This window comes from Sphaerisporangium perillae (genome assembly GCF_023276435.1).
Taxonomy (GTDB): domain Bacteria; phylum Actinomycetota; class Actinomycetes; order Streptosporangiales; family Streptosporangiaceae; genus Sphaerisporangium; species Sphaerisporangium perillae.
Genome location: NZ_JALLPO010000011.1, coordinates 75,083 through 86,520, shown reverse-complemented (window position 1 = coordinate 86,520; position 11,438 = coordinate 75,083). Strand labels below are relative to the sequence as shown.

The window sequence follows — 11,438 nt, the reverse complement described above, 5'->3', positions numbered from 1 at the left end:
GGCAACGGAAGATCATCATGTACGGCGCCGGCGCGGCGGGCCTGCCCTGAACCGCCACCGGCCACAGCGGCGGCGGTCACGCCGATCGTCACAGCGGGGACGGTACCGCCGTCGTCTACCAGGGGACCGGGCCGTCGTCGTGGAAGTAGCCGCCGGTGGAGCCGTCCGGGCCGAGGGTGGCCAGGCGGACCACGATCGCGGCGCCCTGCGCGGCCGTCCGGGTGATCGTCATCGGGATGTCCTTGGTGAAGTCGGTGGCGCAGGCTCCGGGAGCGGCGGCGTTGACCAGGATGCCCTCGGAGCGGAGCTCCTTGGCGTACTGGGTCGTCATGCACAAACGCGACCACGGCGCCGACCTGAAGCACCCCGCAGAGGTCGCCCAGGTCATCGAAAACCTCGCCGACAAGGTGCTGCACCAGCCCGGATGACCGCTTCGCCCCATAGCCGGGTCTCAGACCTCGCCGCACTTCACCTCGTTCAGAAAGGCCGCTGGTCAGCCTGCGTTCAGACGGGCCGCTGGGTCACCCTGTACGCGGACGGGCCGCTGGTCAGCCGGCGTCGTAGTGGGCCTGGGCAGGCGAACTCGTCGGCCGCCGGACCAAAGGTGACCAGTCCGCGCCAGGAGTCCGAGGGACCCAGTCCAGGTCAGTGGTCATGGAGCGAGGGCGTCGTGATCCCGGCCGGCGGCTCAGGCCGCCGCCCTTCCCGATTGCCGTAGCAATCCGAGCCGTACCAAACTCTCGGCGGTCGCGATGAGGGCGTCCTCCCTCGATCGCGGCTCCCAGCCGAGCACGCGCCTGGCCTTCTCGTTGGAGGCGTTCGTGATCTTGCCCAGCTCGGGAACGATGAGCTTGAGCGCCGGGTCGACCAGCGAGGCCAGCCGCACCACCCAATCGGGCAGCACTCTGGTCGGGACGCGGCCCGCCGCGTCGCCCATGCGCGACTTCAGGACCTGGGCCATCTCGTGCATGGTCATGGAGTCGCCGGCGACGGCCAGGAACCGCTCCCCCTTGGCGGCGGGATCGGTCATGGCACGCAGGTGCAGGTCCGCCACGTCCCGCACATCGACGACGCTGACATACAGGCGCGGGAGGCCCGGCATCGCCCCGTCCATCAAACGCCGCACAAGGTGGATCGAACTCGAGTAATCCGGCCCCAGCACCGGCCCGAACACCGCGACCGGGTTGACGACGGACAACTCCAGGGCCCCTCCCTCACCGGCGATGAAGTCCCACGCCGCGCGCTCCGCCACCGCCTTCGATCTCACGTAGGCGCCCACGCCACCGCCGTCCGGGTCGGTCCAGTTCTCCTCGGTGAAGGGCCGATCCGCACGCTGGTGGCCGCGGCCGATCGCGGCGAACGAGGACGTCAGCACCACGCGCCTGACGCCCGCGTCCCGCGCGGCCCGCAGAACGCGCAGCGTTCCTTCGCGGGCCGGCACGACGAGTTCGTCCTCGTGCTTCGGCACGCCCGGCGGGAAGGGCGAGGCGACGTGAAGCACGAAGTCACAACCGGCGACGGCCTCCGGCCAGCCGGCGTCGGTCATGAGGTCGGCCACGGCGAACGAGAGCGCCTCGCCCGGTTCGGCGCCGCCGACCCTCAGCATCGCGCGCACAGCGGCTTCACGTTCGAGCGAGCGCACGGTCGTCCGTACGCGATAACCCGCGTCCAGCAGTCGCAGGATGCAGTGTGCACCTACGAATCCGGACCCACCGGTGACGAGCACCAATTCGTCGTTCATTCCGAACCTCCTCGTCACCGGTCCGCCGACCAGAGGGTCTTGTTCACCGCTATCGTCCCGGCTCGACCTGATTCGTGATGGAAGCCGCGGATTCTATTTCCATCCCGCGTCGTCATCCTCACGGAGAATGGTCTCCGACTCCGGCCGGGACGTTTTCAGCCGGGATGTTCTCCAGCAGAGGATGTTCTTCCCGACGATCTAGGGTGCATGATCGGACGGCCCGCGAGCGCATCCGCGCGGATGGTCAGGCGGTATAGATCATCCGATCTCGCCGCGCTTGACACCGCTCAGGAAGGCGGCCCATTCGTCGGGGGAGACGACGAGTGCCGGGGCGGCACGGTTCTTGCTGTCCCGGACCGCCCGCAGGCCGGGAAGGTTCGATGCTACCTCGATGCATTCGCCCTGGTCAGCGCTATAGCGGCTCTTACGCCACCGTGCACCTTGAAGGTTCTGCGCCAATTTGGCTCACCGCTTCCTCTAGGAGTCGGAGTGTCTGGCTGAACGGAAGGGCCTCGGCTCGGAGCGCGTCGTACCGGAGGACCAACTCGGCGATCAGGAGACGATCGTCGAAGGTACGCCCGAAAGGCTGCGCGTCGGTGTAAGCGGCGTAGGGGGACCCGTTCCGTTCGGCGATGATGAACCCGCCTGCCATCCCACAGTGCGCCCGGACCGTGGAGGGCACGATCTGGATCGTCACATTGGGATGCCGGGCGACTTCGAGCAGGTGCGTCAGTTGCTCCCGCATGATTTCTATATCACCGATCATCCGGTGTAGCACCGCTTCGTCGATGACCACGTTGAGCGTAGGAGGCTTGCCGCGTTGGAGGATCGCCTGCCGCTGCATGCGGTTCGCGAGGCGTTTCTCCAGTTCGTCGACGGTGAGGCCAGGGGTGGCGGCCAGGATCTCACGGGTGTACGCCTGTGTCTGGAGCAGGCCGGGAACGATCGTGGGCTGCCACGTCCGCAAGCCTGTCGCGTGTTCTTCTTCCTCCAGCCATGGCCGCAGATACTCCGGGGCCTTGTTCCATGTCGTGGCGGTGTAGAGCCTCACCATGGTGCCGTCGAGGCCGAAGATCTCGTCGCAGAGTTCGGCGAAGCGCCGGGACGGCGGGCGCTTGGCCTGCTCGATCATGTTGACCATGGAATCGGAGAATCCCATGCGGTCTCCGAGTTGCCGCTGCGTGAGCTGGGCCGCCTGGCGGTAACGGCGTAGCTCGAAAGCGAAGACGGCCCGCGGGGACTCGTGAGGGTCTATTTCTCTTTGGGGGGACAAATCTCACCTACCCATGCAAAGGGATTGTCTCGGGCTGGCTGACCGTTTTGCTGACGCGCACTGTGGATACGGTGTGCACGCGTTTCGCTACCGATCGTAAGTCCCCGTTGACAGTCTGGTAAAGCGAAGTCGAAAGGACATGCGACTTTCCGGCGAACGAGCGAAAAGGCGAACGCATGAGGATGGGAAACCTGCTGGGCGTCATCGATCTGCCCGGCGTCCCGCAGTCGGTCTCATTGGCGCGCGAGTACGTAAGACGGAAACTCGGCGACGACCATCCGGCTCTGGACGACGTGACGCTGCTGGTTTCCGAAGTCGTCACCAATGCGGTGGTGCATTCGGACTCCCGAAACGGCGGAAGGGTGACGCTCGCCCTCGCCGACTGCTACGACGTCGTCCACGTCGACGTGGTGGACGCCGGAGGCGACACGGTGCCGCACGTCCGCGGAGACCTGTTCGCCGAAGGCGGGCGAGGCCTGATGCTCGTCGAAACGCTCTCTCACCGCTGGGACGTCTACGAGGACGCCGCCGGCCGAACGGTCTGGTTTCAGGTGAGATACGAGCGTAAGGGGAACGACGGATGCCTTTCCTGTCTCTCGGGGCGAGATCCGGTCTGAGCGCCGAGCCCAGTCCTCCCATTCGATTCTGTGCAGCGCGTGACAGTTTCGCCAGGGATGGGGAAGGCCGATATCCGCCGTCCCCATTCCCCCCACGAGTTTTCTCAGTAGTGACGACAAAGGGCAGGGGACTTCCGTCGTCCGCCTCCCGTTCCTGTCCAGGCGTACGGGAAAGTCGCCGCCACTCCCAAGCGATGGGCTGGTTCGCTGCACGGCAACAGATTTGCTCAATTTCACCACCAAAGTTGGCAATTGGTCTATATGTAGCAATCAGGGACCAAGCACTTAAACTACACATTTATTGTCGACGACAATCGGGTTGCGAGGGTTCCTGGAATGTGAAACTATTCGCACAGGCTTTCGAATTTGCTGGGAGGGTAGATGGCGGAGGTCTCCAAGCACGGTCAGGCGCGACCGCCGGGCTCGGGCTCACTTGGCCCTGAGTGGTGGGCGGCACTGGTCGCTCGATCCTCCGGCTGGTCCAGTGATGGCTCCGCCGCGCATGGCTTCGATCCGCTGAACGACCTGCACGACCAGGACCTACGCCACCAAGGCCCACACGACCGGGACGCATACAACCAGGATTCACGCGGCACCGGCGCGCGTGACCCGAACGTGGGTGGCGTTGATACGGAGTTCGGCTCCGCCCGCACTAGTGAGCAGACGGATACGCCGGCCGGTGGCCGGGCCTCCTGGGCCTTGGTGAATTCTGTGCGGGAAGCGGCGGAGGCGCTGGCGGTTGGGCGGGTGCCAGAGTCGGCGACGATCTGTATGGCCGAGGCGGAAGATCTTGTGATCGCGCGAGATCGGCTGACCTCGGCGATCGCGGACCGAGTGGGACGGGTGCACACGACGGGTGAGGCCAGGCGCCAGGGGCATGCCTCGACGAAGACGTGGCTGCGGGCCGAGTGCGGGATGAGTATGGCCGGTGCCGGGCACCTCGTGGGTTTGGCGGTGGAGTTGGCGCGCCTTCCGGTGGTACGTGCCCGGTTCGCGTCGGGAGTCTTGCCCGAAGGGATGGTGTCGGCCATCTGTACCGCTACCAGGTCTCTGAGCGATGAGCAGGTGCGGCCGGCCGAGGCGATCCTGGTCCGTTTGGCCGACGAGGCGACCCCGGCCGAGGTCGCCAAAGCGGGCCGCTATCTGCGCGAGGCGCTGACCCCCGGTGGACTGACCGGAGACGCGGACGCTGATCACGCCGCACGATTCCTCATCGTGCGGCAGAGCGCTTCAGGTGGGATGGAGGGGGAGTTTCACCTGCCACGCGAGGCCGCCGCCCGGTTGAAGACCCTTCTGGATGCCTACGCCAAGCCCCGGACCGAGGGGGATGATCGTCCACTGCGTGTGCGTAACGCGGACGCTTTCATCGCCCTGCTGGAGCAGAAGATCAGTACTGAGCTGCTGGTTCTGGTCAATGCCGGGTCCCTGCCCGATGCCCCTCCCGCCCAGTTCCCGGAAGATGGCGACGTCCCTGCGGGAGACAGCGGCAGCCGACCCACGCAGACCTCCCAGGGCACGCCTGCCGGGCCTGTTGGAGCTGTTGGAGCTGCCGGGTCTGTTGGACCTGTTGGATCTACAACCTCCGCCAGACCTACCAGCTCAGTTGATGACGTGTGCCGAACGTGCGGGTACCGGGTTGACCGGGCGCTCCCCGCCCTGCTGCCGGCCACTGGACAGCTGTTGCCGCTGGGTGACATCCACCGCCTGGCCCGCACGTCCGCTCTGATCCGGATCGTGATGGACGCCGAGGGGCAGGTACTGAACATGGGCCGCCGGGTACGGCTCGCCACCCCCGCCCAGCGACGGGCGGTGTTCGCCCGTTATGCGACCTGCTGGGTTGACGACTGTCCCTTGCCTGCCACCATGTGCCAGATAGATCATGCCGACAGTTGGGCCGAAGGAGGACCGACTGATCTGGCCAATCTCGGGCCAGCGTGTCAGTTCCATAATCGTGACCGCTACCGCCATCCTGAGCGATACCAGCGCCGCCGCGCCGGGAAAGACCGCTGGGCCTACACCTACCTCGGGCGGGCCTCCGGCCCACGCCATCGGAAACACGCCTCGGAGCCACACCATCGGACATGACTGGTGTGTGATGACTGGCGTGTGCCTGACTGGTGTGACGATTCCGGTCCCGAGGCATCCGATGCATACCGCCATGTTCTGTTGACGCGTCTTGCCGATCCGTCTCTTCGTGACCGCCGGCGCCGCTGATCACAGCGCCTGGGGGCACCGGCCCAAATAGCAACCGGAAAGGTCTCGGCTCGGAAGCCCGTTCGTCACCGGAGCAGAGCCTCCTGCCGTGCTCGCCACAGCTCCAGGCCCAGCCAGACGCCGCCGATCGCGATCAGCGCGCCATGTGCGATCCGGAGCGCGGGCGGGCCGAAGAACTGCGGGATGAACAGGGCGAAACCGGCGGCGAGCGGGACGGCACTCCAGCGTGCCAGCGTTCCCGAACGCCAGACCGCGACCGCCGCCAGCACCACGCCTGCGCCGAGCAGCAGGAGCCCGCCCGCGAACATGGTGACCGCCGCAGGCCCGAAGCGGAAGTCGTCCGCCAGTTGCAGCAACGAGGTGCTCTGATCCTGGACGGCGCGGCGCGCGATGACGTTCAACCCGAAGACCTCGGCGCCGTAATACGGGAGGGCGAGCCCCACGCCGATCCACGTCACCACGACCGCACGAAGCGTCAGGCGTTGATCCAGCATCAGGTGAAGGCCGAGCAGACCCAGCGTGAGCAGGATGAACCCGGCCACGGCGAATAGGTGGGCCGCCACCCAGGCCGAGGAAGCCATGGCCTCGGCGCCGGCCATCGACTTCTCGTCGGAATACGGCCGCACCGCTGGATACAGGAGGAACAGCACGCCAGCGACTGCGAAGACCGCGGCCCCGAGGCGGGACCGCAGCGAGGATGTGCTCACAAGTGACTCCTATGGGGGGAAGCGGCTAGCCCATCGCTCCACTTCGAGAGCAATGCTCTCTATATAGAGCGATGATGTCAAGGTGCTCTGCTGCTCCTCCGCTGAACGCCGAAAGCCGGCGTGGAAGCCGCAAGCGGCGGACTGGGGCTACCGGGGCTCAGTGACCTGGCGGGACCGGCGCTACCGCATCGTCGTGATGCGAGTCGTAGTGATGCGAGTTGTGATGATGCGAGGAAAGCGGCGCTACCGCGTCGTGGTGGAGCGGCGGGACTGGCGGAACCGTGACGACGCCCCCGAGGTGGGCGGGAACCTTACCCGGATATCGAAGCCGCCGCCGGGTACCGGCTCGGCGTGGAGGTCGGCGGCGTGCGCGGTGGCGATGGCCGCGACGATGGACAGCCCCACGCCGAGGCCGTCCTGACCGCCGGCCCAGACGGCATTCATCCTGTGGAACGGCTGAAAGAGCGCGCCGACCTGGTCGGCGGGGATCACCGGACCGCTATTCGTGACGCGCAGCGTCGGCCTGCCGCCGTCGACGCCCGTCCGCACCCGCACCCACCCACCTGCCACGTTGTGGCGAACGGCGTTGTCCAGCAGGTTGCCGACCATCCGCTCCACCAGCGGCAGATCACCCTCGGTGAGTGCCGGCGCCAGGTCCACCTCGACCCGCACCGGCTCACCGCCGTCTGCACCACGAAGAGGATGGGCGCGGGTGGCGGCCACGAGCTCGGCGGTGACCGTGGCGAGGTCCAGGCCGACGCGGCGGTCGAGGCCACGCTGGCTGCGGGCCAGTGTCAAGAGCGCCTCGATGAGCCGCTCCTGATCCTGGTTACTCGCCAGGACCCGCCGGCAGGTCTCACGCAGCTCCGTGGCCGTCGCCTCCGGGTCGGCGAGCGCGATCTCCAGCAGGCTGCGTTCGAGGGTGAGCGGGGTGCGCAGCTCGTGCGAGGCGTTGGCGACGAACCTGCGCTGCGCCTCGAAGGCGTCCTCCAGGCGGCTGAGCAGCCCGTCGAACGTGTCGGCCAGGTCCTTGATCTCGTCCTGCGGCCCCGGTACGGCGAGGCGCCTGTGCAGGTTGCGTTCCGAGATCTCCTTCGCCGTGACCGCCATCGTCCGCAGCGGCCGCAGCGCGCGCCTGGCCATCAGCCAGCCGAGCCCACCCGAGACCAGCGTCATGAGCACCAGAGCGATGCCGGACGCCACGAGCAGCCTCTGCATGTCGTTGGCCCGCTGGAGGGCGGCCTGGGGGTGCGGTTCCGAGCTGAGGACCGGGGCCTGCGGCGCGGGCGGCCCTCCGGCCGGCACGTTCGCCGGTGGTACGGACGGCGTGACGGTGACCCAGTCGAGAGAGTGTGCCACCAGCATGTACGTGACGCCGAGCAGCAGCGCGCCCGTCACCAGGAACAGCGCCCCGTACATGAGGGTGAGCCGCAATTGGACGGTCCACCGGAACAGGCCTCGGACCCGGTGGAGCGTCATCCGGAAGTACCGGGCGCGGAGCCCCGTCCGGGTCGATACGACGTCACGGTTCCACGATCCGGTAGCCGGCCTGGGGAACGGTCTCGATCAGCGGCGGGTCGCCGAGTTTGCGGCGCAGCCGGCTGACCGTCACCTTGACCGTGTTGGTGAAGGGGTCCGCCGCCTCGTCCCACGCCCGCTCCAGCAGTTCCTCCGCCGACACCGCCCTGCCGGTGGCGGCCAGCAGCAGCTCCAGCACGGCGAACTCCTTCGAGCTGAGCTCCAGCCGCCGCCCGGCCCGCTGCGCGACCCGTTTGCCGGGGTCCAGCCGCAGCTCGCCGTGGATCAGCACCGGCGGCAGCGCGGGCTGGTTCCGCCGGGCAAGGGCCCGGATGCGGGCCACCAGCTCGGCGAACGCGAACGGCTTGGGAAGGTAGTCGTCCGCGCCGAAGGTCAGACCGTCGACGCGGTCCTCGATCGTCGCCGCCGCCGTCAGCATCAGCACGCGGGCCGGGTTGCCCTGCGCGACCAGGGACATGCAGACATCGTCCCCGTGCATCCCCGGCAGGTTGCGGTCGAGCACGACGACCTCGTACCTGTTGGTCGAGGTCCGCTCGAGCGCGGCCGGGCCGTCCAAGGCCACGTCGACCGCCAGCCCCTCACGGCGCAGCCCCGCCGCGACCGTCTCGGCCAGCTCGCGATGATCGTCAACCACCAGGACCCGCATGGGTCTCCTTCCAGGCGCCCGGATTCCCATGATTCCTGCCGCGGGGTTACAGCGCGGTAACAGCGGCCGTTCCGCCCCGGTAACCCCCTCCGGGATTTGCTGGATCTCGACAAGCGGTCATCACGTCCCCATGGAGGGAACCATGTTCGTCCGAAGGCTCGCAGTCAGCATCCGGCCGGCCCGGCTGGGGGTCGGCCTGGCGGTTCTCGCGCTCGCGGCGGCGGCGTGCACCGCCGCGCATGGCGCCACCGATCCCAGTGCCGCGGCGGGTACCACCTCCGCCACCCCGACGGCCGGCGCCACAGTGAACGTGGCCACACCGGCTCCGACCGGCACCGGCGTGCGGGACAGGTCGAAGCAGGCCGAGGAGTTCACCGCGTGCATGCGCGCCAACGGCGTACCCGGCTTCCCCGGGGTCACCATCTCGGCGGGCGGGGGGATGCAGATAGACCTGACCGGCGAGGACCTCGACCCGGTGTCGTCACGGTTCCAGCAGGCGGCCAAGACGTGCGCCCATCTCCTGCCGAAGGGGAGCGCACTGCCGGAGGCTCCTGTCGCACCGGCGCTGTCGGCGCCCCCGATCCACTTCACCTGCAGCGGTCCTTTCTGTCCGGGACCGCCCAAGGCGCCCACCGCACCGAACTGACGGACCGTGGTCCTCAGGCGGGGGCGGGGACCCGCAGGAGGTCGGCGGTGCGGACCACGCGGGCGAAGCGGCCGTGGTGGAGGCTGGCCGCGGTGGCCCGGGTGAGGTCCTCGGCGGTGACCACCTCGCCGTCGGGGCCCACGGCGTCGAAGGTGTGCATCGCGTCGATCGGGTACAGCACCCGGTAGCCGAGGTTGCCGGCCATGCGGGCCGTCGTCTCGTTGCACATGTTGGTCTGGATCCCGATGATCACGATCTGCTGGACCCCGTGGTCGCGCAGCCACCCGCCCAGGTCCGGCTCGCCGTAGAACGCGGAGTTGACGGTCTTGGTGACCAACAGGTCCGGCGCGTCCGCGCCCAGGGCCTCGGTCACGACGTCCTTCAGCTCGTTGCCGGGCGTCCCGGGCTCGAGGGGCGAACCGGGTGTGTGCGAGTCGTGCCGTACCACCACGATGGGCCGTTCCTCGGCGCGCCACTTGCGGATCAGGGCGGCGATGTTCTCCTCGGCGTCCGGGTTGTCGCGGCGGCCCCAGTAGGCGGCCTCGAAGCCTTTCTGCACGTCGATGACGACAAGGGCTGCGTTGTCCTCGACGGTGACCATGACATTGTTCTCGCTCATGGCCACCAGCCTCGCCCGGCGCCCCGCACCTGGGCGAGTGGCAGGAATGTCATTGTGCGATACATTCCTGCCATGCGCACTGTGGCGGCCCTCGTCTACGACGACATGCGGGCCTTCGACTACGCGGTCATCGCCGAGGTCTGGGGCATGGACCGGACCGACAGCGGCGTGCCGCCGTTCGAGCTGCGCCGCTGCTCGGTGGACGGCCGGCCCGTGCGGATGCACCCGGGCGCGCTGGTCGAGGCCACCCACACTCTGGACGGCCTGGCGGGCGCCGACCTGATCGTGGCCCCTGGGCGGGAGCAGCCCTGCGCGCCCGTCCCGGACGAGATCATCGAGGCCCTCCGCGCCGCGCGGACGAGCGGCAAGACGATCGCCTCCCTGTGCTCGGGAGCGTTCGTCCTGGCCAAAGCCGGTCTGCTGGACGGCCGGCGCGCCGTCACCCACTGGCTGCTCACCGAACGGCTCGCAGGCGACCATCCGGACATCACCGTCGTCCCCGACGTGCTATTCATGGAGGATGACGGCGTCTGGACCGCGGCGGGCACGGTCGGGGGCGTCGACCTCTGCCTGGAACTCGTCCGGCGGGCACACGGCGCGGCCGTGGCCAACGCGATCGCCCGCCGCATGGTCACCGCGGCGCATCGTGACGGCGGCCAGGCGCAGTTCGTCGAGCGGCCGGTCCCCGAGCCGACCGGCGCCCGGTCGAGCGTCGCCGCCACGCTGGAATGGGCGCGCGCCCGCCTCGATCGGCCGCTCACGGTCACCGACCTGGCCCGGCACGCCCGCACGGCCCCGCGCACGTTCGCCCGCACCTTCGTCGCGCTCACCGGCACCACCCCGGCCCAATGGCTGATCCGGCAGCGGATCACCGAGGCGCAGCGGCTGCTGGAGACCACCGACCTGTCCGTCGAGCAGGTCGCCACCCGATGCGGGTTCGGCACGGCCACGATGCTCCGCCGCCACTTCACCCGCCTCGTCGGGACAGCCCCCGCCCACTACCGGCGAACCTTCGCCCACGCGTGACCTCGGTGGAGCGGCGCTCGGCCGTGATGATCCACCAGAGGGCGCCGAGGCAGAGCGCGTTCACCCCGAACAGCAGCACCGGTACCGAGGCGGTGCCGATCCGCTCGATCCCGGCGCCGAGGAGCAGGAACGCCACTCCCCCGACCATGGAGGCGGCGACGACGTAGGCGCCGGCCTGCCGGGCCTCCGGGATGGCCCGGTACAGCCATGGCAGGCCGGTGGGGAAGATCGGCGCGATGAACAGGCCCACCCCGGCGTACGCCGGCGAGGGCGGCCGGCGGCAGGCTGACCGCGGCCCTGAACTCGGCTTCCGCGTCCAAGCGGTCCCACGAGTTGTAAACCTCGATATCTTCGCTCACCAGGCGAGCAGGCATCAGGGCCGTTACAAACTGAAGATCACCTTGTTCGGC

The 11,438-nt window shown here is 68.6% G+C and carries 13 protein-coding genes; 4 read left to right on the top strand and 9 right to left on the bottom strand.

From position 1 onward, the window contains the following. Nucleotides 1–115: 115 nt before the first annotated feature. From MYF83_RS12900 to MYF83_RS12885, 4 genes are all read right to left on the bottom strand, one after another. Nucleotides 116–331, bottom strand: coding sequence for a Rossmann-fold NAD(P)-binding domain-containing protein (locus tag MYF83_RS12900; RefSeq protein ID WP_248960517.1), 216 nt, complete (start codon nt 329–331; stop codon nt 116–118). A 357-nt stretch (nt 332–688) separates the two neighbouring features. Beyond that, complete coding sequence (locus MYF83_RS12895) at nt 689–1,741, bottom strand: SDR family oxidoreductase (RefSeq protein WP_248960516.1); 1,053 nt, start codon at nt 1,739–1,741, stop codon at nt 689–691. Nucleotides 1,742–1,999: 258 nt separating this feature from the next. After that, nucleotides 2,000–2,200 (bottom strand): DUF397 domain-containing protein, encoded by a 201-nt coding sequence (locus tag MYF83_RS12890; protein WP_248960515.1) that lies wholly within the window; start codon nt 2,198–2,200, stop codon nt 2,000–2,002. Then, a complete protein-coding gene (locus tag MYF83_RS12885; RefSeq protein WP_248960514.1) occupies nt 2,166–3,014 on the bottom strand; it encodes a helix-turn-helix domain-containing protein in 849 nt (282 codons plus the stop codon). The genes MYF83_RS12890 and MYF83_RS12885 overlap by 35 nt, the downstream gene beginning before the upstream one ends. A gap of 176 nt (nt 3,015–3,190) precedes the next feature. On the opposite strand from MYF83_RS12885, the gene MYF83_RS12880 reads away from it, so the two are divergent. Beyond that, nucleotides 3,191–3,631 (top strand): ATP-binding protein, encoded by a 441-nt coding sequence (locus tag MYF83_RS12880; protein ID WP_248960513.1) that lies wholly within the window; start codon nt 3,191–3,193, stop codon nt 3,629–3,631. Nucleotides 3,632–4,012: 381 nt separating this feature from the next. Beyond that, nucleotides 4,013–5,716 carry an HNH endonuclease signature motif containing protein gene (locus tag MYF83_RS12875; RefSeq protein WP_248960512.1) on the top strand — a complete coding sequence of 568 codons (1,704 nt, stop codon included), beginning with the start codon at nt 4,013–4,015 and terminating at the stop codon, nt 5,714–5,716. A 194-nt stretch (nt 5,717–5,910) separates the two neighbouring features. On the opposite strand, the gene MYF83_RS12870 is transcribed toward MYF83_RS12875, so the two are convergent. From MYF83_RS12870 to MYF83_RS12860, 3 genes are all read right to left on the bottom strand, one after another. Continuing rightward, nucleotides 5,911–6,552, bottom strand: coding sequence for a hypothetical protein (locus MYF83_RS12870; RefSeq protein WP_248960511.1), 642 nt, complete (start codon nt 6,550–6,552; stop codon nt 5,911–5,913). A gap of 243 nt (nt 6,553–6,795) precedes the next feature. Beyond that, nucleotides 6,796–8,031: a sensor histidine kinase gene (locus MYF83_RS12865; RefSeq protein ID WP_248960510.1), complete on the bottom strand. Its 1,236-nt coding sequence runs from the start codon at nt 8,029–8,031 to the stop codon at nt 6,796–6,798. 43 nt (nt 8,032–8,074) lie between these two features. Beyond that, nucleotides 8,075–8,737 carry a response regulator transcription factor gene (locus tag MYF83_RS12860; protein WP_248960509.1) on the bottom strand — a complete coding sequence of 221 codons (663 nt, stop codon included), beginning with the start codon at nt 8,735–8,737 and terminating at the stop codon, nt 8,075–8,077. A gap of 142 nt (nt 8,738–8,879) precedes the next feature. On the opposite strand from MYF83_RS12860, the gene MYF83_RS12855 reads away from it, so the two are divergent. Then, nucleotides 8,880–9,383 carry a hypothetical protein gene (locus MYF83_RS12855; RefSeq protein ID WP_248960508.1) on the top strand — a complete coding sequence of 168 codons (504 nt, stop codon included), beginning with the start codon at nt 8,880–8,882 and terminating at the stop codon, nt 9,381–9,383. 13 nt (nt 9,384–9,396) lie between these two features. Here MYF83_RS12855 and MYF83_RS12850 read toward each other — a convergent pair whose 3' ends face one another. Beyond that, nucleotides 9,397–10,002 (bottom strand): cysteine hydrolase family protein, encoded by a 606-nt coding sequence (locus MYF83_RS12850; RefSeq protein ID WP_248960507.1) that lies wholly within the window; start codon nt 10,000–10,002, stop codon nt 9,397–9,399. A 54-nt stretch (nt 10,003–10,056) separates the two neighbouring features. Here MYF83_RS12850 and MYF83_RS12845 point away from each other — a divergent pair, with 54 nt between their 5' ends. Then, a complete protein-coding gene (locus tag MYF83_RS12845) occupies nt 10,057–11,028 on the top strand; it encodes a GlxA family transcriptional regulator (protein WP_248960506.1) in 972 nt (323 codons plus the stop codon). Here the strand turns inward: MYF83_RS12845 and MYF83_RS12840 are convergent. After that, entirely contained in the window at nt 10,970–11,278 is a 309-nt protein-coding gene (locus tag MYF83_RS12840) for a hypothetical protein (protein WP_248960505.1), read from the bottom strand. The genes MYF83_RS12845 and MYF83_RS12840 overlap by 59 nt on opposite strands. Nucleotides 11,279–11,438 lie beyond the last annotated feature (160 nt).